At 41.9% G+C, this 21,161-nt stretch carries 21 protein-coding genes, 1 rRNA gene and 1 pseudogene; 5 read left to right on the plus strand and 18 right to left on the minus strand.

The genetic code is table 11. The annotated features are described in order from the left end of the window. Both C6Y03_RS12590 and C6Y03_RS12595 read right to left on the minus strand, forming a co-directional pair. Window positions 1-130 (minus strand): 16S ribosomal RNA (locus C6Y03_RS12590); the annotation flags it as partial. A gap of 315 nt (window positions 131-445) precedes the next feature. Next, on the minus strand, window positions 446-1,324 hold the full coding sequence (locus C6Y03_RS12595) for a nucleotidyltransferase-like protein (RefSeq protein ID WP_034664951.1): 879 nt from the start codon (window positions 1,322-1,324) through the stop codon (window positions 446-448). Between the two features lie 189 nt (window positions 1,325-1,513). Between C6Y03_RS12595 and C6Y03_RS12600 the strand changes: the two genes are divergently transcribed. Then, window positions 1,514-1,861, plus strand: a complete 348-nt coding sequence (locus C6Y03_RS12600; protein ID WP_003217804.1) for a YgzB family protein — start codon at window positions 1,514-1,516, stop codon at window positions 1,859-1,861. 34 nt (window positions 1,862-1,895) lie between these two features. Here the strand turns inward: C6Y03_RS12600 and perR are convergent, their stop codons facing one another. Together perR and bcp are read right to left on the minus strand one after the other, a co-directional pair. Continuing rightward, window positions 1,896-2,333: a peroxide-responsive transcriptional repressor PerR gene (gene perR, locus C6Y03_RS12605; RefSeq protein ID WP_012009347.1), complete on the minus strand. Its 438-nt coding sequence runs from the start codon at window positions 2,331-2,333 to the stop codon at window positions 1,896-1,898. Between the two features lie 157 nt (window positions 2,334-2,490). Further along, window positions 2,491-2,958: a thioredoxin-dependent thiol peroxidase gene (gene bcp, locus C6Y03_RS12610; protein ID WP_066031126.1), complete on the minus strand. Its 468-nt coding sequence runs from the start codon at window positions 2,956-2,958 to the stop codon at window positions 2,491-2,493. Window positions 2,959-3,087: 129 nt separating this feature from the next. On the opposite strand from bcp, the gene C6Y03_RS12615 reads away from it, so the two are divergent. Together C6Y03_RS12615 and C6Y03_RS12620 are read left to right on the plus strand one after the other, a co-directional pair. Next, window positions 3,088-4,383 (plus strand): glutamate-1-semialdehyde 2,1-aminomutase, encoded by a 1,296-nt coding sequence (locus C6Y03_RS12615; protein ID WP_034664957.1) that lies wholly within the window; start codon window positions 3,088-3,090, stop codon window positions 4,381-4,383. A 246-nt stretch (window positions 4,384-4,629) separates the two neighbouring features. Further along, entirely contained in the window at window positions 4,630-5,703 is a 1,074-nt protein-coding gene (locus C6Y03_RS12620; RefSeq protein WP_106039502.1) for an FUSC family protein, read from the plus strand. A 229-nt stretch (window positions 5,704-5,932) separates the two neighbouring features. Here C6Y03_RS12620 and C6Y03_RS12625 read toward each other — a convergent pair whose 3' ends face one another. From C6Y03_RS12625 to fabL, 10 genes and pseudogenes are all read right to left on the minus strand, one after another. Then, window positions 5,933-6,829, minus strand: coding sequence for an ABC transporter permease (locus tag C6Y03_RS12625; RefSeq protein WP_003217871.1), 897 nt, complete (start codon window positions 6,827-6,829; stop codon window positions 5,933-5,935). A 17-nt stretch (window positions 6,830-6,846) separates the two neighbouring features. After that, a complete protein-coding gene (locus tag C6Y03_RS12630; RefSeq protein ID WP_060595826.1) occupies window positions 6,847-7,848 on the minus strand; it encodes an ABC transporter permease in 1,002 nt (333 codons plus the stop codon). Between the two features lie 61 nt (window positions 7,849-7,909). Next, complete coding sequence (locus C6Y03_RS12635; RefSeq protein WP_060595820.1) at window positions 7,910-9,496, minus strand: ABC transporter substrate-binding protein; 1,587 nt, start codon at window positions 9,494-9,496, stop codon at window positions 7,910-7,912. Next, window positions 9,471-10,448 carry an ABC transporter ATP-binding protein gene (locus C6Y03_RS12640; RefSeq protein WP_106039414.1) on the minus strand — a complete coding sequence of 326 codons (978 nt, stop codon included), beginning with the start codon at window positions 10,446-10,448 and terminating at the stop codon, window positions 9,471-9,473. Before C6Y03_RS12640 ends, C6Y03_RS12635 begins: the two co-directional genes overlap by 26 nt. Further along, complete coding sequence (locus C6Y03_RS12645) at window positions 10,417-11,439, minus strand: ABC transporter ATP-binding protein (RefSeq protein WP_106039415.1); 1,023 nt, start codon at window positions 11,437-11,439, stop codon at window positions 10,417-10,419. The genes C6Y03_RS12640 and C6Y03_RS12645 overlap by 32 nt, the downstream gene beginning before the upstream one ends. Before the next feature lie 112 nt (window positions 11,440-11,551). Further along, a complete protein-coding gene (locus tag C6Y03_RS12650; protein WP_106039416.1) occupies window positions 11,552-13,294 on the minus strand; it encodes an ABC transporter ATP-binding protein in 1,743 nt (580 codons plus the stop codon). A 94-nt stretch (window positions 13,295-13,388) separates the two neighbouring features. Continuing rightward, a complete protein-coding gene (gene ntdP / locus C6Y03_RS12655; protein WP_012009337.1) occupies window positions 13,389-13,919 on the minus strand; it encodes a nucleoside tri-diphosphate phosphatase in 531 nt (176 codons plus the stop codon). A 147-nt stretch (window positions 13,920-14,066) separates the two neighbouring features. Beyond that, complete coding sequence (locus tag C6Y03_RS12660; protein WP_106031310.1) at window positions 14,067-14,327, minus strand: YgaB family protein; 261 nt, start codon at window positions 14,325-14,327, stop codon at window positions 14,067-14,069. A 174-nt stretch (window positions 14,328-14,501) separates the two neighbouring features. Beyond that, window positions 14,502-14,651, minus strand: a pseudogene (locus C6Y03_RS12665) (gamma-type small acid-soluble spore protein); the annotation flags it as partial. A 75-nt stretch (window positions 14,652-14,726) separates the two neighbouring features. Then, entirely contained in the window at window positions 14,727-15,479 is a 753-nt protein-coding gene (gene fabL, locus C6Y03_RS12670; protein WP_024425211.1) for an enoyl-[acyl-carrier-protein] reductase FabL, read from the minus strand. Window positions 15,480-15,560: 81 nt separating this feature from the next. Here fabL and C6Y03_RS12675 point away from each other — a divergent pair, with 81 nt between their 5' ends. Further along, window positions 15,561-15,785, plus strand: a complete 225-nt coding sequence (locus C6Y03_RS12675; RefSeq protein WP_060595815.1) for a hypothetical protein — start codon at window positions 15,561-15,563, stop codon at window positions 15,783-15,785. Here C6Y03_RS12675 and mutY read toward each other — a convergent pair. Continuing rightward, entirely contained in the window at window positions 15,772-16,872 is a 1,101-nt protein-coding gene (gene mutY, locus C6Y03_RS12680; protein WP_106039417.1) for an A/G-specific adenine glycosylase, read from the minus strand. The two genes, C6Y03_RS12675 and mutY, sit on opposite strands and share 14 nt — an antisense overlap. Window positions 16,873-17,063: 191 nt before the next feature. On the opposite strand from mutY, the gene C6Y03_RS12685 reads away from it, so the two are divergent. Continuing rightward, window positions 17,064-18,044: a metal-dependent hydrolase gene (locus tag C6Y03_RS12685; RefSeq protein WP_060595813.1), complete on the plus strand. Its 981-nt coding sequence runs from the start codon at window positions 17,064-17,066 to the stop codon at window positions 18,042-18,044. Window positions 18,045-19,148: 1,104 nt separating this feature from the next. On the opposite strand, the gene cmr6 is transcribed toward C6Y03_RS12685, so the two are convergent. From cmr6 to cmr4, 3 genes are read right to left on the minus strand one after another with little or no spacing between them, the layout of a single operon-like run. After that, window positions 19,149-19,928 (minus strand): type III-B CRISPR module RAMP protein Cmr6, encoded by a 780-nt coding sequence (cmr6, locus tag C6Y03_RS12690; RefSeq protein WP_223260756.1) that lies wholly within the window; start codon window positions 19,926-19,928, stop codon window positions 19,149-19,151. Further along, a complete protein-coding gene (gene cmr5 / locus C6Y03_RS12695) occupies window positions 19,925-20,293 on the minus strand; it encodes a type III-B CRISPR module-associated protein Cmr5 (protein WP_041090765.1) in 369 nt (122 codons plus the stop codon). The genes cmr6 and cmr5 overlap by 4 nt, the downstream gene beginning before the upstream one ends. Further along, window positions 20,290-21,159 (minus strand): type III-B CRISPR module RAMP protein Cmr4, encoded by an 870-nt coding sequence (cmr4, locus tag C6Y03_RS12700; RefSeq protein ID WP_189318326.1) that lies wholly within the window; start codon window positions 21,157-21,159, stop codon window positions 20,290-20,292. The genes cmr5 and cmr4 overlap by 4 nt, the downstream gene beginning before the upstream one ends. Window positions 21,160-21,161 lie beyond the last annotated feature (2 nt).

Below are 21,161 nucleotides of genomic sequence, written 5' to 3' on the forward strand. Positions count from 1 at the left end.
AGGTTACCCACGTGTTACTCACCCGTCCGCCGCTAACATCCGGGAGCAAGCTCCCTTCTGTCCGCTCGACTTGCATGTATTAGGCACGCCGCCAGCGTTCGTCCTGAGCCAGGATCAAACTCTCCGAGGTATGCAGGATGCATATCACACATGCGTTGCTACACGAAGTAGCGAACTTAGCATGTGATCATTTCCTGCCTCGCCAGTTTGACTGACTACCTATGATGTATCATAGGATTTTTTATAAAAACTCGAATTAACAGGTACGTTTTGTCTTGTTTAGTTTTCAAAGATCATCTTCATTGTCGCTCAGAGGCGACTTTCTCAATATAACATTTCGGCGCTGTGTGCGTCAAGTGTTTTTTACAATTTCTTTTTGTCAGCTTTTCTTTCGAAGCAACTTGGTTGCTCGTTAGCGACGTATAATAATATACCATCATAATATTCATGCGTCAATATCTTTTTTCACAAAATATCCTCGATGATAGATTTTTTGTCCCTTTGTCTCAATCGGCTCCACCTGAACAATTCCTTTTTCCACAAAGAAATCAATCATGACGCTAAGGTCAGGCGTGAAATACTTGAGATCAGGATGCGCGAGAAGCTCGCCAAAAAGCCATATATCTTGCTGTTCCATGACATGACGCAAATGAGCGGCACCAATTTCTGCTTTTGAATGGATCAAAAAATCATTTGCTAAAAATAAAAGTTCCAAACGCTTATGCAGACTTTCGTGGCTTTCAATGAGTTCTGAATAAAGTTTATATACTTCCGGTTCCATATGACGCACCTGATTCCAAACCGTCACTTCTGGGTGGAAGCCTTTATCGATCACTTCAATACGTGCCAAATGATGCAGAGCATGCACAATTGAATTATATGCATCAAGGAATTGATTTGACTCAAAAAATGCTTTTCCTTCTATATATCTGCGAATGAGCTTGCCGTATTCTAAACCGATTTTAAGTTTGCGGTTTGAAAACGGGAATGTACTCAGTTCATCAATCAAGTTGAAAATATATTCATTTCGATCAAATAGGACTTTCCCATTTAAAATCCAATCAATGATTCGGCGGTTAGTGCCGAGGGTAATCCATTCCTTCAGCTGATCATCTGTGACAACATTTAAAGAAGCTGTTTGGTGATCGGATTCATAGTGCTTGATAAATAACGGCTCTTCCGCTTCTTTTACAATGACTAGAAGTGCTGCATCAAAGTTATCCGTCTCAGAAGATACTTTGTGTCTTCTTTCTACTATAATCACAGCTAATGTGTCTGGATGGCTTGCTCTCTCTTGATAAATAGGACGGAGAAGATTTTCCATAGTGATTCCTCCAATACTCGGGTGTAAAGTTCTTCTCTAATGCTATGTATTTCTCCTCATAGAATCAAAATTCCTTCAATACAAGAAAAAAGATCATTGAATCATTATAAGCAATTTATTCACAAAACTCTATAACTAATTCAAACGGAAAGGTAAAATGTGCTATATTGGAGACAAGGGGGACTAGGGATGGCGAAATACTCCAGTAAAATTAATAAAATCAGAACATTTGCACTTAGTTTGGTTTTTGTTGGCTTTCTGATCATGTATATCGGTGTGTTCTTCAAGGAATCGATTTGGCTGTCGACTTTCTTTATGCTGCTCGGCGTCTTATCGATCGGATTGAGTACAGTAGTTTACTTTTGGATCGGTATGCTTTCTACAAAGGCAGTGCGTGTTGTTTGTCCAGGCTGTGAGAAGGAAACAAAAGTGCTTGGGCGGGTGGATATGTGCATGCATTGCAGAGAGCCGCTTACACTCGATCCAGCATTAGAAGGCAAAGAGTTTGATGAATCCTACAATCGAAAAAAGTCATAAAAAAAGCTGACCATTTAACCGGTCAGCTTTTTCATTAATGATTTTCTTTTTTCGCACATTCTTGACAAGTTCCATAGATCTCCAAGCGATGATGACTGACCTTAAAGCCCGTCACATGGGATGCAAGCTGTTCAACTTCATCAAGGCCAGGATAATGAAAGTCCACTATTTTTCCGCAGTTTTCACAAATCGCATGGTAATGGTCAGATGTCGCAAAATCAAATCGGCTTGAGGAATCACCGTACGTTAATTCCTTTACTAATCCAGATTCCCGGAAGACTCGTAAATTGTTGTAAACCGTTGCGACACTCATGTTTGGAAATTTTCCTTCAAGTGCTTTATATATATCGTCCGCGGTTGGGTGAGTCATAGAATTTACGAGAAACTCCAAGATGGCATGGCGCTGCGGAGTAATTCGAACACCGGTTTCTTTTAAAGCATCTAAAGCGTCTTTTAGTTCGTGAGCAGCCATTTCATCATGCACCTCTCTTCAAAAATATTCTTATATTATAATCTTTATAAATAGTGTACCCCCAGAGCCGAATCTTTGTCAATTACAATCCTCTTTTTTACCTATTCTTCTTCACAAAAAAGACCGGCATGTCTGCCGATCTCATCCTGTGATGATATTAAGCGTGAGCTTTCAGTTCCTCAAGCGCTTCTTCTACGTGGTCTTTCACCTTGACTTTTCGCCATTCTTTCACAAGCGTTCCTTCTTTATTAATAAGAAACGTTGAACGTTCAATGCCCATGTATTCTTTGCCAAAGTTCTTTTTCAGCTTCCATACCCCAAAGGCTTCAGACAATTTCTGTTCATCGTCTACAAGAAGCAGGAACGGTAAATCATGTTTTTCTTTAAACTTTTGGTGCTTGTCCTGACTGTCTGGGCTTACGCCGATAATGACAGCATCTAATTCTGCAAAGCTTTGATGGCGGTCGCGGAAATCACATGCTTCTGTTGTACAGCCTGGTGTCATATCTTTTGGATAGAAATAAAGGACAATATGTTTTCCTTTAAAGCCAGAAAGCTTTACTTTCTCCCCATTGTCACCGGTTAATTCGATTTCAGGTACTTGCTGGCCTATTTCGATTGTCATGACACAATCCCTCCAACCTATTTTTTAATTAGCCTATCCAATTTTGAGAGGATATTCAACTAAGGACGCTTGCATCGGCATGTTAAAATAATGATAGACGACGTGATACGTTGAGATAGGAGGCTATTTATGAAATTCACAGAATCAGAAAAATTACATCAAGAGGCGCTGGAGCATATCGTTGGAGGTGTCAACAGTCCGTCTCGTTCATATAAGGCAGTAGGCGGCGGTTCACCTGTGGCTATGGAAAGAGGAGAAGGCGCTTATTTTTGGGATGTTGATGGAAACCGCTATATCGATTATCTAGCAGCATACGGTCCAATTATTACAGGACATGCTCACCCGCATATTACAAAAGCTATTACAAAAGCGGCTGAAACAGGTGTCCTTTACGGAACGCCAACGAAGCATGAAGTCACTTTTGCTAAAATGCTGAAGGAAGCCATGCCTGCTTTGGACAAAGTTCGTTTTGTCAATTCAGGAACAGAAGCGGTGATGACAACGATTCGTGTCGCGCGCGCATATACAGGCAGAACAAAGATCATTAAGTTTGCCGGATGCTATCACGGCCACTCTGATCTTGTGCTTGTGGCAGCTGGCTCTGGTCCTTCCACTTTAGGAACCCCTGATTCAGCAGGCGTACCAAAGAGCATCGCCAATGAAGTCATTACCGTTCCATTTAATGATATTGACAGCTACAAAGAAGCATTGGATCGATGGGGCGATGAAGTCGCAGCTGTCCTTGTCGAGCCAATTGTCGGGAACTTCGGCATCGTGGAGCCTAAGGACGGCTTCTTGCAGCAGGTCAATGACCTCACTCATGAAAAGGGCGCACTTGTGATCTATGATGAAGTGATTACAGCTTTCCGCTTTATGTACGGAGGAGCACAGGACTTGCTTCAAGTAAAACCTGACCTCACTGCATTAGGAAAAATCATTGGCGGCGGACTTCCGATCGGTGCTTACGGCGGTAAAAAAGAAATTATGGAGCAAGTCGCTCCTCTTGGACCAGCCTATCAAGCTGGCACGATGGCAGGAAATCCTGCATCCATTCTTTCTGGTATTGCATGCTTGGAAGTGTTAAAACAAGATGGTGTTTACGAGCGCCTTGATCAGCTTGGCGCTATGCTAGAAGAAGGCATTTTAGCCCATGCAAAAAAACATCAAGTAGATATTACGGTGAACCGCTTAAAAGGGGCTCTCACGATTTATTTCACAAAAGAAACCATTGTAAACTATGAACAGGCGGAAAATACGGATGGCGAAATGTTCGCCCGCTTCTTCAAATTAATGCTTTCTCAAGGGATTAACCTCGCTCCTTCTAAATATGAAGCTTGGTTCTTAACGATCGCACATACTGAAAAAGATATTTCTGAGACGCTGCAAGCAGTAGATCATGCGTTTGAACAGTTAAAACAATCATAATAGGGTCAAAAACAGGCGAAAAAAAATGCGCCTGTTTTTTTATTTATCAGCTCTTGTTTGTCAAAAGCGTGCGAATCTGTTACATTTCTTCTCAATACCTTCTTTTGATGTTTTCATGAACTTTCAAAAATCACTTGAATATTTCGGAAGACCGCTGTATATTACTTAGTTGTTCATCAAAATATTGATGATAAATGACGAGTGATCATCTATTATCAAAAAGAAAGGAATGCAGGGACAAAACCAATGAAACTTGGAGCCCGTATTTTAAAAACTGGTATTGCCATTGTACTCGCGCTTTACCTGGCAACATGGCTTGGGTTGCCAACGCCCGTCTTCGCGGGAATTGCAGCTGTATTTGCTATCCAGCCATCTATTTATCGATCTTTTTTAACGATTGTTGATCAAGTGCAAGCCAATATTATTGGAGCAGCACTTGCCATTACGTTCGGTCTGCTTTTTGGCACTGGGCCAGTCATTATCGGTTTAACCGCCGTCATGGTCATCGCCATTAATTTAAAGCTGAAGATTGAACACACGATTCCAATTGCACTTGTAACCGTCATTGCGATTTTAGAAAGTGCTGGGGATCATTTCCTTTCCTTTGCCTTAATCCGAACAGCTACTGTGGTGTTAGGGGTTCTTTCTTCATTTTTAGTGAATTTAATCTTCCTGCCGCCAAAGTATGAAACAAAGCTTGTTCATCACATTATGGAAAATACGGAGGAGATTTTAAAATGGATCCGTCTGACCTCCAGACAGTCTACTGATCATTCCACTTTAAAGGATGACATCGATCAAATAAAAGAACGCATGATCAAATTAGATCACATTTACTTGTTATACAAAGAGGAACGAAGCTATTTAAAGAAAACAACCTATGTAAAATCAAGAAAGCTCGTTTTGTTCAGACAGGCAATTATGACATCGAATCGTGCTCTGTACTTGCTGAAAAAGCTTCATAAATTAGAAAATGAGATTCATTTGATGCCAGAGCATTTCCGGGAAAGCTTAACGGATGAGATTGATTATTTACTGTATTGGCATGAGCGGACCTTGATGAAGTTTGTCGGAAAAATGAAGCCGCAGGATGATGAATTTCAAAACGAATGCTCTCTTCGCCTTGAAACGTTAACGAAATCATTTATCCAGCATCAGCAAAACCAAGAAAACGACTTGCTCGATTACAATATGCTGAATGTCATGTCCAGCATCATCGAATACCGTGATGAACTAGAGCATTTAGATACATTGATTACAAGCTTCCAGACGTATCACCCAAAAGACAGTGAAATTGAGACAGATGAAAAAGAAGCATAAAATGAGAAAAGACCGATTCCTAGAATCGGTCTTAGATTGTTGACAAAGGGCTAAAATGATCTTTATTTTAGCCCTTTGTCTTCTTTTCAGCGTGATAGAAAACCTTTGCAGTCTAGGAAGGACGAGTACCGGAGTGGAGCGAATTGAACATTCGTGAGCACCGGCACGCAGGACTGACACCGAATGCGAGGGTTTGTCTGCGCGCTGAGACCGATTCCTAGAATCGGTCTTATTTTATTTTCTTCATTTTAGGATCCAGTGTGTCTCTTAATCCATCTCCCATCAAGTTAAAGCCCAAAACTGTCAGCATGATCGCTACCCCTGGGAAAATTAATGTCCAGGGGGCTTGAACGAGATAAGGTCTCGCATCGGCGAGCATTTTCCCCCACTCTGGGCTTGGTGCCTGTGCACCCAATCCTAAAAAGCCTAAAGCGGCTGCCTCGATAATCGCCGTTCCGATCGCAAGCGTCGCCTGTACGATGACTGGCACCATACTATTTGGCAGAATGTGACGTAGCACGATGCGGCGGTGTGACATCCCAACCGCCTTTGCTGCTAGCACGTATTCTTCTTGTTTAATACTCAGCACTTTTGAACGAACGAGCCGCCCAAAGGTTGGGACATTAATAATCGCAATGGCAATAAGGGCATTTTGTAAGGAGGGGCCTAAAATGGAGACGATCGCAATCGCTAGTAGAATACTAGGAAAAGCGAGTAAAATATCAAACACTCTCGAGATCACAGCATCTAGCACTCTTCCGCCATAGCCTGCAATCAATCCAAGCAGTGTGCCTAAAATGACAGACCCGAGAACCGAGAAGAAACCAACCCATAAGGAAATCCGCGCGCCATGCACAACTCTTGAAAATATATCTCTGCCGAAATCATCTGTACCAAACCAGTGCGCAGCTGATGGTGCACTAAATCGCTGACCGAGAGATTGTTCATTGATTCCAAAAGGAGCAATGAGCGGTGCAAATATCGCTAAAATGAGAAATAAAAAGACAATCACACTGCCAATGACCGCCAGCTTGTGCTGAAAGAACAGCTTCATCGATTCAAGAATCAATGATTGAGAGCGCTCTTCTTTTCGTTGAGGTGGTTCAAGCTCTTTTTGCGCTTCCATGTTATCACTCTCCCTCCCTAATATTTAATCCTTGGATCAATGACCGCATACAAGATGTCCACAATGAAATTGATCAGGACAAATATGAGCGCAACGACGAGAATGCCTGTTTGAATGACTGGGTAATCACGATAGCTGATGGCGTCATATATATACCGCCCAATGCCCGGCCATGCAAAAATGGTCTCTGTTAAAATGGCCCCGCCTAGCAAGAGGCCTGTTTGAAGACCAATAATCGTTAAGATCGGAATAAGCGCATTTTTCAACCCATGCTGATAAATGATGAAAAATGAACGTACTCCTTTTGCTTTTGCTGTTCGAATAAAGTCTGAATGAAGCACTTCCAGCATACTTGCCCTTGTTATCCTTGCAATAATCGCAGCAGGAATTGTCGCAAGAGCTGTACTTGGTAATATCAAATGCTTGATGCTGTCAGTGAATTGATCAAACCGGCCTTGCAAAAGCGTGTCCAGCGTATGAATATACGTGATCGACTCCACTGGATTCCTTACGTTTTCTCGGCCCGTCGTCGGCAAAATACCTAATTCGATCGAGAACAGCCACTGCCCCATTAAGCCTAACCAGAAAATCGGCATAGACACTCCAATGAGTGCAATAAACATTGCGACATAATCAAAGATGGAATGCTTAAACCAAGCACTAATGATTCCGGCATTCACTCCCACAACAATCGCCAGCACCATGGCAAAAAAGGTCAATTCTAACGTCGCAAATAAGTAAGGCTTCATTTCCTGGGCAATAGCCGCTCCTGTTCGTATCGAAGTCCCTAAGTCCCCTTTTAAAAGACCCAGCATGTAATGTCCGTATTGAACATACCAAGGCTGGTTTAAACCGAGCTGGATGGTTAATTGTTCTACTGCCTCTTTCGTTGCCCGCTGTCCTAAGATGACCTGTGCTGGGTTCCCTGGAATAAACCGAATAATTGAAAACACGACCAATGTCATTCCAATCAATACTGGGATGAGCATTCCTGCCCGCTTCATACAATAAGCAAACAAACAGCTTTCACCGCCTTTATCTTTGTTTGAATAAGGGAGATACAAGATCTCCCTTATTTGCTTATTCGAAATACACGTCAGTTAAAGCTTCTGAACCAGTTGGATGCGGCTGATAGCCTTTTAAATCATTAGATGCTGCAAGCATTGGGATCGAATGCACCAATGGAATCCAAGGTGCTTCATCATGAATGATTTCTTGCGCTTTTTTATACAGGTCATTTCGTTTCTTTTGATCTGTATTTGTTTGCGCTTCAATGAGGATGTCGTGCATTTTATCGTTTTCGAAGAATGTATAGTTGTTGCCGCCAATGCTGTCTTTGTCCAGCAGTGTGTAGATGAAATTATCAGGATCACCATTGTCCCCTGTCCACCCTAATAAGAACACATCTGCTTCCCCTTTACTTGCCTTATCTAAATAGGTCGCCCAGTCATATGTCACAATTTCTGCTTTGACGCCGACCTTTTCAAAGTTTGATTGAATGACTTCTGCTACCTTCATCCCATCTGGCATATATGGACGCGGTACAGGCATCGCCCAAAGCTTGATGCGAAAGCCGTCAGGAAAACCCGCTTCTTTCAAAAGTTCCTTCGCTTTTTCTGGATCATACGGATATGGATCAATGTCGTCATTGTAGCCTTCTAAAGCTGGGGGAAGGGGATTTTTTGCTGGCTCGGCAAGTCCGCCATAAAATGACTCAATGATGGATTCTTTATCGACCGCGTAATTGAGTGCCTGACGAACGAGCTTGTTATCAAGCGGCTTTCTTGTGACGGTCAGTCCGATATAGCCTACGTTCATTGATGGTCTTTCAATAAGCTGGAGTGCTTTATCAGTTTTAATGCCATCTAAATCTGACGGATTCACGCCATCCATCAAATCGATCTCACCTGTTTTCAGGGCATTTAAACGAGCCGAGTTTTCTGGAATAGAGCGGAAGATGATTTGATTCAGTTTTGGTTTATCCTTCTGCCAGTAATCTTCGTTCTTTTCTAACACGATACGGTCGTTTTGCTTCCACTCTTTAAACTTGAATGGTCCTGTTCCCACTGGATTCTCACGAAAAGAATCACCGCTTTTTTCAACAGCCGCAGGACTTGCGATACCAAACGGTGACATAGCAATGTTTTTAAGGAATGTCGCCTGCGGGCGCTTTAGCTGAAATTCAACTTCATGCTCTCCTTTGACGATGATGTCTTTAATCACATGTCCTTTATCTTTTTTATAGCCGCCAAACATGCCATAGTAAGGAAATTTTTCTGCATCACCATTCATCCAGCGGTCAAAGTTGAATTTCACTGCTTCTGCGTTAAAGTCTGTGCCATCGTGAAATTTCACACCTTCTCTTAAGTAGAATGTGTATGATTTTCCGTCCTTTGCAACATCCCAGTCTGTTGCGAGACCAGGATGGATGGTCGTGTCTTTCTCACCATAATTCAGTAGCTTTTCAAACATATTCTCTGTGACCTTGAAGGTTTCGCCTTCTGTCGTTGTGATCGGATCTAGTGAAGTGGAGTCTCCTCCTCTGCCAAATACGAGGGTGTCTTTTGTTGCTTTTTCTTCTGATGACGGTGCGGACGAGCATCCCCCCAAAAACAGTGCAAGTGCCAGCACAAAAATGAAACTACTGAACAACCATGTCTTCTTCATTGTGTTCCTCCTTTTGATATAAGTAACACGCCGCTGCGTGCCCCGGTTCCTCCTCATACAAAGCAGGTACTGCTTTTAGGCATTTCTCCCACCTTTTTGGACACCTTTTGTAGAAAGGACAACCGCCTTCTATCGTCATTGTGGACTCTTCTGCTGACACATCTTGCGTCTCCAGCACGTGGTCCATATGTGGAATGGATTTCAGAAGCAGCGATGTATAAGGATGAAGCGGGCTGTGAAACACGTCTTCGGCAGGCCCCATCTCAACAATGCGGCCAGCATACATGACTGCGATTCGGTCGCTCATATATTTGACAACGCCAAGATCGTGAGAAATAAACAGATACGTCAGAGAAAACGTCTTTTGCAATTCAAGCATCAAATTCAAAATTTGTGCTTGAACGGATACATCTAAAGCCGAAACGGGTTCATCGGCAATGACAAGACTTGGATGGGTAATGAGTGCTCTAGCGATACCAATGCGCTGCCTTTGTCCGCCGCTAAATTGGTGCGCATAACGCTCCCCGTATGAAGGGTCAAATCCGACAATATGCAGCATCTCTTTGACCCGCTTTCGTCTATCTGCTTTCGTCCCATGTTTATGAACAATGAGCGGTTCCTCTAAAATATCTTTGATTTTCATTCGTGGATTTAATGAAGCGTATGGATCTTGGAAAATCATTTGAATGTCTTTTCTTAAAGAACGCATCTCTCTTTCTTTCAAAAGAGTGACTTCTTGCCCTTTCAGTTGAATAGAGCCTGACGTCGGTTCAGTCAATCTCATTAAGCTTTTGCCAAGTGTTGATTTCCCGCAGCCTGATTCACCGACAATGCCAAGCGTTTCCCCCTCCTTCACGTGAAAGGACACTTGATTTAAAGCCAGAGTCGAATGTTTGTGTTTAGAAAAAAAGGCGGCTGTGTCATACCGTTTTGTCAGCTGATTCACTTGCAAGAGTGGGCGACTCAGTGTCTTCTCCTCCTTCCATTAGAAAGCATGCCACGCGGTGGTCCTGTTCAATGGATTGTAAAACTGGATCTTCTTCAAGACATTGCGCCATTTGATAAGGACAGCGTGGTGCAAATTGACAGCCGGATCGAATGGTTCCCGGCTTAGGTACATGACCTGTAATAGAGATGAGCTTTTCTTTTTTCTCTTTAAATGATGGAACTGAGGCGAAAAGACCTTTTGTGTAGGGATGCAGAGGTTTTTGAAAAATACGGTCAACGGTTCCTTCTTCTACAATTCGACCGGCATACATAATCATGACTCGCTGGCATATTTGCCGCACGACGCCTAGATCATGGGTTATAAATAAAATAGCGGTGTCCATCTCTTCGTTTAGCTTTTTGAGCAGGCGAAGGATTTGCGCTTGGATGGTCACATCAAGTGCAGTTGTTGGTTCATCTGCGATCATGAGCTTTGGGTGACAAAGCATCGCCATCGCAATCATCACACGCTGGCGCATGCCGCCTGATAATTCATGCGGGTATTTTTTAAGCAACGATTCGGCTTGTTTCAATCCGACTGTCTGAAGCAGATCAACCGCCTTCGCTTTTGCTTCTTTTTGACTGATTTCTTGATGTGTGAAAAGGGCTTCTGTCATTTGTTTACCGATGGTCATTAATGGGTTCAGAGAGGTCATTGGCTCTTGAAAAATCATCGAAATGTCATTCCCTCTTATCTCTCGCCACTGTTTTTCTGAAAGCGACAGCAGATTTTGCCCTTCGAATTGGATCTCTCCCGTTGTATCTGTTTGCTGGTTCAGCCCCATCAATGACATAGATGTGATACTTTTCCCACAGCCAGATTCGCCAACAATTCCTAAGGTTTCTCCTTTTTGAATCGAGAACGATATGTGATGGACGATGGGTACTTTTTGCTTTTTTTGCTGAAATGCAATGGACAGCTGTTTGACATCTAGCAGCACGTCTTGTTCTTTCACATATTCACCACCCCGTCATACTTTTTAAAATTGTATTGAGACAAGCTGGGAAATATGTCATGTTTTTGACAAGCATAAAAAAGCCTATCCGCTAGAATCGGATAGGCTTTTACTAATTTAGTGTTTGAATGGTAAATAGATGGCGATAGTGGCTGTCTCGGTTCATTAATTCTTCGTGTGTTCCTTTTTCCACAATTTCGCCTTGTTCCATGACGACAATGAGGTCAGCATGTGTAATCGTCGATAAGCGGTGCGCGACAATAAAGGTTGTGCGGTCATTCGCTAGCTTTTGCATCGCTTCTTGAATGTAATGTTCACTTTCTAAATCAAGTGCAGACGTCGCTTCATCTAAAATCAAAAGCGGTGGATTTTTAAGAAAGACCCTAGCAATTGAAATTCGTTGTTTTTGACCGCCTGACAGCTTCACGCCCCGTTCTCCGACCTTCGTGTCATATCCTTCAGGAAGAGACATAATAAAATCATGGGCATTTGCCGCTTTTGCAGCCGAAACGATTTTTTCAAAAGATGCTTCTGGGTCTCCAACCGCAATATTTTCTTTAATCGTGTCACTGAATAAGAATGTATCCTGCAGCACCATTCCGACTTGATTTCGAAGGCTTCTTGCTTTGTACTCTTTTATATCGATGCCGTCAATTTCAAGTGACCCGTTTGTGACATCATAAAACCTTGGAATTAAGCTGACGAGTGTCGACTTCCCTCCACCGCTCATTCCTACAAGCGCAACCGTTTGTCCTTTTTCTACTTTCAAGGAGATATTGTGCAGAATCTCTTCCTGTGTGTGTTCATAACGAAACGACACATTTTTAAATTCGACCTCACCTTTTAAATGATCAGCTTCTGTTGCATTCGGCCGATCTGTGACCTCATACGGCTCATCAATAAATTCAAAAATACGATCCATTGACGCCACTGACTGGGTTAAAGTCGTGGATGAGTTAATGAGACGGCGAATCGGGTTGTACATCCGGTCAATATAGCCGACAAAGGCAATCATGGTTCCAATCGAAAGCGATCCATTAATGACGGTGTAGCCAGCAAATGCAATGATTAATAGCGGTGCGATGTCAGTGATGGTATTGACGACGGCAAATGTTTTGGCGTTCCAATTCGTGTGATTGATCGCTTTGTTTAAGAAATTTTTGTTTTCATCATGAAAATGTTCTTGTTCATATTCTTCAATGGCAAAGCTCCGAATGACTGGCATTCCTTGTACCCGCTCATGCAGATGCCCTTGCACCTCAGCCAGCGCCTGCGACCGCTCTTTTGTCAGCTTGCGAAGCCTGCCGTAAAAATACTTCACAGCAAACGCATATAGCGGAAAAATAATGACAGACACGATGGTGAGCTTGATGTCCAGTGTACACATAATGGCGATCACGATCAGCACGGTCATCAAATCAAGCCAAATGTTCATAAGACCTGTGATGACAAACTCCTTTGTCTGCTCCACATCGTTGATGACCCTTGAAATAATTTCCCCAGTTCTCGTGTTGGCATAATAACGAAGACTGAGCTTTTGAATATGCGAGAACAGCTTTTCCCGAATATCAAATAATACCTTACTGCCTGTCCACTGTGCGTAGTATTGTCTATAGTATTCAACAGGCGGCCTCATCACTAAAAATAAGACGAGCATGATTCCCATAATGATTAATAGAGATGATGTCTTTTCTTCAGCCGACCCCGAGCCTTGAATGACATCATCAATGACATACTTTAAAAGCAGAGGCAATGTTAAGGGAATCGAGAACTTGATCATCCCGATGACCATTGTCAATGCAATCTGTTTTTTATACGGTGTAACAAAAGCCATGTAGCGTTTAATGACCCCCATGTAAATCTCCTTCCCAATCTATCAGTGCCTCTTATCCGTACGCAGTCAAAAACCTGTTAGCCTAAAAAGCCAAACAGGTTTTTGCTGCTCTTGCTTATTTTGTATAATGTAAAAAACGTTCATACCACATATCCACAAATTCAGGAGCAAACGGACCTTTCCGCTGGTGAATCCAATGCAATAATGTATTCAGATGCTCTCTTAAGATACTATCGATTTCCTTTGGATAATTCATCTGCCTCTTATGATCTGCATATTCATCCTCATCCAAAATATTGTACGTCATGTCTGGAAAGACTTTGACATCTAAATCGTAATCAATATACTTAATTGCTTCTTCATCTGTCGCAAAAGGAGAGCTGATGTTGCAGTAATAATATACCCCATCATCTCTAAGCATCCCAATCACATTAAACCATTGTTTTGCATGGAAATAGCAAATAGCCGGTTCTCTCGTCATCCAAGTACGGCCGTCGGATTCAGTCACCATTGTACGGTCGTTTGCACCAATGATACACAATTCCGTTGCTTTCAGAATGGTGGTTTCATTCCAAATCCTGTGGATCAAACCATTGTGTTTATAGCTTTGAATTTGGATGGTTTCTCCTTCCTTGGGATAGCCCATATTTTCTCCCCTACTTTCTATAACAAACAAACCTAACAGTCCAAAGACCTAATTTCCCAACTAAACATGTCTCTATTATATTATACCGTTACATCATTAAAAAATGAAATGAAAAAGCCATTCAACCCAATTGAACGGCACACTGTCTTACATCACGGTTGAACTCTTTTCCATCTGCTTGTATGAATTGATGACCTCTTCTGTCTGTTTTGTAAATAAGGTTTGGACTTTTTGCAGTTCCTCCCGTTTCTGTTTGATTTGATCACAAAGCCTATGCCACTCTTCTTTTTTTTCATCCTGCAGCAATTGTTTTTCTGTTTCTAAGCATAGATCGAGTTCTCCCTGTACATCGAGCAGTTGATCCATGAGCTGCATTTGTTCTTTTACAAGCTGATCGAAATCAGACATCTAACTCCTCCCTTTTATTCGAATCCACTTTTTGTCTGTATACCATTTCTTGAAAGAACGAGGAAATCCTTTGACTGTTTATGTAGAGGTTTTACAGGTTTTGTCGGATGGTGGTGAGAGGCAAAAAGAAAAGCACTTCATTCGTATATGAAGTGCTTTCCTCTGTTTCAGTGATTAGCTGTTTTGTTGTTTGTTTTGCTCAGCTTTTTGGTTGTATTTTTTTACTTGCTGTACGTCAGTCTCGCTAGCAAATTCAGTACCAAATTGACCGCCTTGTGCAGAAGCTTGGTTTTGTTTCTTCACTTGTTGAGCGTTTGTTTTGTTTTGTTGTTGATCCATCATTATCACCTCCACGCACATTAATTTGTGCAGAAGGTGTACATCCTATTCATGATTTTTTTAAACTAGCAAAGAACGTCCGCCATCCACAATAATGGTCTGTCCTCTAATCATGTCTGCCTTGCCTGATACAAGGAACTCCACGCTGTCGACCATGTCTTTAATTTCTACCATTCGGCCAGCAGGTGTATTTTTCTTCGCATCTTCTAAAAGTTCTTCCCGGTTCGGGAAATGTTTTAGTGCATCTGTATCGATCGCACCGCCTGATACTGCGTTCACGACAATATTTTTTTGTGACAGCTCAACGGATAGGTAACGCGTTAAAGCTTCTAGTGCCGCTTTTGATACGCCGACCACTGTGTAATTTTCAAGGTAGCGGATGGAGCCTAGTGAGCTAATGCTGACGATATGTCCGCCGCCATTTTTCTCCATTAATTTCGCCGCTTCTTGTCCGCAGAATAACAAGGCCTTCGCATTGATATTCATCGTCCAGTCCCAATGATTTTCTTCAAGGTCCATGATTGGACGCTGAACACCTGATGCCGCATTGTTTACAAATACATCTAAACGGCCAAAGGTTTCGTCGATTTGCTGAAACATGTCTTTGATTTTCTCAGGCTGGCCTACATTGGCTTTTACGACCAATGTTTTGACGCCCATCGCTTCAATTTCTTCCGCTGTTTCAAGTGCGGCTTTTTTGCTTCTCGCATAGTTAATGACAATGTCATATCCTTTTTCAGCCAGGCGAAGGGCTACTTCTTTCCCTACCCCTCTGCTGCTGCCTGTAATTAATGCACATTTACGTTGACTCATTATGGTTCATCTCCTGATTTGAATAGTTTTCGTTCATTCGCTTCACACTAATAGGAAAATTCCTATTAGGAGGTTACATTCATGTATGTCGGACGCGATTTAAGCCAGCTTGGCATGATGTCCAAGGATCAATGGAAAGATACTGAGCTTGCTTTCTTTCATCATGCTTTCCAACAAATTTTACCTTATTTGAACGAAGAAGGGCAATCTAAGTATCGAGAAATCATTTCTGAAATTGAAGACCGCGGGGGTCTGCACAGAAATGAAGCCGATTATACTCATGGTACAACGGTTAAATACGACTAGGCTCTTCAAGTGCCAGCTTCCAAATTTTTTGGTGTGAGACTGGCAAAGCATATGCCTCAAATTCCTCTGTTGTGACTTTTTTCAGCATCGTGTCATCAGATACAGAGGTAACTCGTCCAAAGAAAACAGAAATATTCCAGATGAGGTGGGTAAATACGTGCTGAATGGTGCCTTCTAAATCACCAAGCTCCGCTTGTACACCCGCCTCCTCTTTTAAGAAATCAACCAGCTGCTCTTTTTCCGTTTTTCTTCCCTTCATGGTTTCCATGTTAGGGAATTCCCATAAATTCGCAAGAAGACCTGTACTTTGCCTCTTATGAATATATAGGTTGCCTGCATCATCAAATAACACCGCTGCTGCCATTGATTTTGCAGTCGGCTTTTTCTTTTTGCTTTTCACTGGGAGCTCATGCTGAACGCCCTCCTCGAGTGCCGAGCAATGCATGTTCACAGGGCAAATGAGGCATGCAGGGGATGTTGGGGTGCAAATGAGCGCACCTAGCTCCATCAGCCCTTGATTGAATTCTGAAGGCTTTTCCCGGGAAATGAGCTGATCGACCGCAAACTCGAAAATATTTCTCGTTTTTGGTTTTGCTATATCATCCCATACAGACAAAATACGGGAAATGACCCTCATGACGTTGCCGTCTACCGCAGGGTACGGCTTGTTATAGGCGATACTCAGCACTGCACCGCTCGTATACGGACCTACACCTTTAAGCTTTGAAAACTGCTCTTTCGAATCAGGGACAACGCCCCCGTAGGATTCATATACTTCTTTCACAGCTGCCTGTAAATTACGCACTCTTGAGTAGTAGCCAAGACCTTCCCATGCTTTCATGACCTTTTCTTCATCAGCTAAAGCAAGATCTTTCACCGTGGGGAATTGCTCCATAAACCGGTTGAAGTACGGAATGACCGTATCCACCCTCGTTTGCTGGAGCATTACTTCTGATACCCATACGCGGTATGGATCTTGATTTTCACGCCACGGTAGTGTTCGTTGTTCTTTTTCATACCAATCAATTAAATCATGCTGAAATCCCGCAATATCTTTGCGGTCCAGCTTTTCTTGAATGTCTTTCATATCTATACTCCTTCTCATTGAACCGAGGGCTAACGTTCTGAAAAGAACCTTATTTGTTGTATACTGTTTGTAGATACGTTAACATGTTACATTAAATCAAGACAAAGCAAAAGTGCTTTTGCACATAGTCTTGAAAGAAGGCGTATACTTTGTATGATTGTTCCTAAGCATGACAACTAGGAGGTAATCAATTGGATACTGGTACTCATGTAGTAATGGGCATTTCTCTTGGGGGACTTGCACTTTTAGATCCAGCCGTCAGCGCAGATCCACACATGGCACACGCCGTGATGATCGCGACCATCGCCGGCTCCCAAGCACCAGACATTGATACTGTGCTAAAACTAAAAAATAATGCGGTTTATATAAGAAATCACCGAGGATTTACACATTCCATTCCTGCTGTACTGTTTTGGTCATTGCTGATTCCGGCTGTGATTTTCCCATTTGTGCCGGGGGCAGATTTACTTCACCTTTGGTTATGGACACTATTAGCCGTTGTGCTCCATGTGTTTGTGGATATATTCAATGCATACGGCACGCAGGCCATTCGTCCATTTTCAAAGAAATGGGTAGCGCTTGGGATCATTAACACGTTTGATCCTTTCATCTTTTTTACACACCTTGTCGCCATTGTCGTTTGGGCCATTGGCGGACATCCCGGCTATACGTTCATTACGCTGTACGCCGTGATTTTCTGTTACTATATCGTCAGGGTGATCATGCAGCTTCAGATTAAACATCAGCTGCGTGCACAATTCGATGAAATTGAAGAGATTATTATTTCGCCTACAATGAAGTTCAGACAATGGCGCATTGCCGTGAAATGTAAATCCTCTTTCCATGTTGGGCGCAGCATGAATGGAGAAATCGTCATTTTAGACACCTTTAACCGCGTGCCGGTCCCTGATACTGAAATTATGAAAATTGCCAAACAAGACGAAAACATTTCAGCCTTTCTCTCCTTCTCCCCTGTCTACCGGTGGGAAGTGGATAAATACAAGGATCATTACGAGGTACGGTTCATTGATTTGCGCTACCGCAGCAAAGGTCACTACCCTTTTGTCGCGATCTGCCATATCGACATGGACCACCAAATCAAAAATTCCTATACCGGCTGGATTTTCAGTGAAGAAAAACTGCAAAAAAAATTAAGACTCGGCTCTGTGTGAGCGAGTCTTTTTTTGTTGTGTAGGGCTTGGATTTAGGGGAAAGTACATTATTTTGATTATTCATTTGTGTAGATTTTGAACTGGATAGGTATTTGACTTTATATAATTTGCAGAAATTGTGATCTATGCACTCATGGAGAGTGCGATTGATGACGTTGCGTAATTCGGTTGAAGATATGATATTTCAATCCACGCACTCATGTAGAGTGCGACAGAAGGATGTGTTAACCATGTTCCAATTACTTATATTTCAATCCACGTACTCATGGAGAGTGCGACGAGTAAGACATACACAAGTGATTATACACGGTATATTTCAATCCACACACTCATGTAGAGTGCGACTGCAATTTTCGCCCTAATTATAACATTTTTTAGGTAATGATCGTCAAAAACCTTAAGTTTCTATATAGAATTTTGTTTTCACCCCTAAAAAATATACATTTTTTCTCATTTTTGTCGAATAAAACGGTGCGAATGTTCCAAGGATTTTATGTTCACCTCACATTCGCACCGACTTTTTCTAGTCTGAAATCTATTTGAATTTTGATAATCATATTTATTATTTCAGCAACAACTTTGAATTTAATTAAATACATGACTACTGAGAGGCAGAGTCATGTTTTTCACAATTATTAATCCACACACTCATATAGAGTGCGACTTGAAGGACAAGGTAAATTTATTACTGTTGGAAATATTTCCATTTACGCACTCATGTAGAGTGCGACACGAAGAGACTGAGAGACTCCAAGAAATTCCAAATTTCAATCCACGCACTCATGTAGAGTGCGATGGGCAGCCACAAAATTCAATGCTAAGTTTTACAAATTTCAATCCACGCACTCATATAGAGTGCGACACGAAAAAATGGGGGAAGGTCAACACCTACGGCGATTTCAATCCACGAACTCATGTAGAGTGCGACTGCAATTTTCGCCCTAATTATAACATTTTTTAGGGAATGATCGTCAAAACCCTTAAGTTTCTATATAGGAATTAAGTTTTCACCCTTAAAAAATATACATTTTTTCTCATTTTTGTCGAATAAAACGGTGCGAATGTTCCAGGGATTTTATGTTCACCTCACATTCGCACCTATTCTTATGAAATGACGTCGTCCATTTTAAGTCTTCCATAACCTGCATTTGTTTTAGCACCGATTCCTTCGTGTTCTAAAGCGCCTAGTAAAAGGGTTTTGGCGAGTTCGAGCCATTCTGCTTCTTCTGGTAGATTCTTTTTTGTTTTCAATAGAAGTTGAAAGCGGCCGTTGACCACCGTTAAGAAATGAATCGGTGTTGGTGAGTCATCGTCTCGAGGGGCTGGAACACTTCCCCCTTTGTTCATCTTATCTAGCTTGACGCTGTTATAGTCTGAATGATGTGGTGTCATCACATCTACTTTGAATGCTTCTCCTACCGTCTCAGGCATCATGAGCGCATCATGAAATTCGATGATACCGGCACGTTCGTTTGTTCCAAACAATGTGTTGTAATCACTACCACCTTGTTTTAGTTCTGGAAAGTTTTCACCTAATACAGAGTGGGCATAATGAGAGGCTACGCCTTTTAAAGCGGTTCCTGGTAAATAAGGAACGCCGTATATCGGGTGTAATAACAATCCCGTTTCAAGTACACCCTCTCCTCCATGTCCAATGACTAACGGCGATATGGATTTGACTAAGCATGTGGGGCTCGTATCGGTATAATATCGCTCCACAAATTTTTCATACAACAAGTGATTGTATTTTTCCCACTGTTCTTGATGTAAACTAATCACATTTTCATAAAATGACTGCTTCTTCGAACTGTCGTTTATGATGTTCGACAATGTAGAACCATCAATCTCCCATTTGCTTTTGTTTAAGGTTAATGACAGATTCATTGGATGTCCTCCACATTTTCCGCCCCTTGTTCCACCTTTAAAATAGATTCCGCATATCTTTTTAACCAAACAGATGCACTTAAAGCTTGTCTTGATTTGATTAAGTAATCTCGATTGGAAGCTGACCAATCTCCTTGTATATCTAGTGTTTCTTTTATATCTTGAACGAATTGTTGATAAGCATTTCCTTTTTTTGATTTTGCTTCAAAAAATGTAATAGTGAGCCTTAATCCATTTGTTAAGATCATTGAGGCGAATCTGTGACAGAGTTGTCCATATTGATTTGAGAAATTCTCCTCATTCGTTTTGGCGTTCATCACATGTTGATACGCTTTCTCAGCATAATGATGTTGAATGAGTTTCATGATCCCTCCCCTCCTGTCATACGCCAGGATACTCTTCCTTTACCTACGTTTGTGTTTCCACCTAATTGAAGATACATCTGTTTTTCGAGTTGATTTAAAAGTTGATGTCTAACAGATAAATCATTGCTTCCATCGACACGATCACACCACATGAGCCCATAAAATATGGCTTCTGCTGGTACATACTCTTCATACCAGAGAGCTCCTTTACTAACTGTTTGGGTTTCATGATCAATTCTAATTCGAGGTGTCACTTCAGAATTCATGGTGACAATGTATTGAAAAACGTCATCACTTACAATCACAAATCGTTCTATCCAAAGAGTTTGTGATGGTTTATCGTCGAATAAAAGTTCGGCCATCTGTTCAGCAAAATCGGTTAGTTGTTGAGATTTTTTCGCTGCCCCTTGGAATTCACCTAGGTATAATTCGTCATTCTCTACTAATTTAGAATTCAAGGTGACTAGCGTGCTTGACTCTTCTATGAGATCAGGGATATCCAGCGATACGCCTAATGCTTTTGCATCGCGGGCTAATCTTTTCAATATGAGTGGACTTGCCACATATCCAAATGTACCGTATCTACTCGCCACCGGGAATGAAAATAACCGGCCATCTGTCATGACGACTGCTCCTGCGCTTCCATCTTGATCTCCTTGTGTACCAAATACTTTTTGTACGAATGTGTCTTGTCCTTTCGCGCGATAATATTCACGCTGCACGCCTTTGATACTGCTTCCAGGTATAATCGGCCATTCTGTTACTTTTTCTCGTTGAATGGGCATATCAATCACGCCAACTCCTTCACCCGCTCCAATATGAAGGGGGGATAAACAATGTATCCAAAACCAACGGCTTGCTTCCATCG

The sequence above is a fragment of the Bacillus sp. LNXM65 genome (genome assembly GCF_002998575.1).
Taxonomy (GTDB): Bacteria; Bacillota; Bacilli; order Bacillales; family Bacillaceae; genus Bacillus.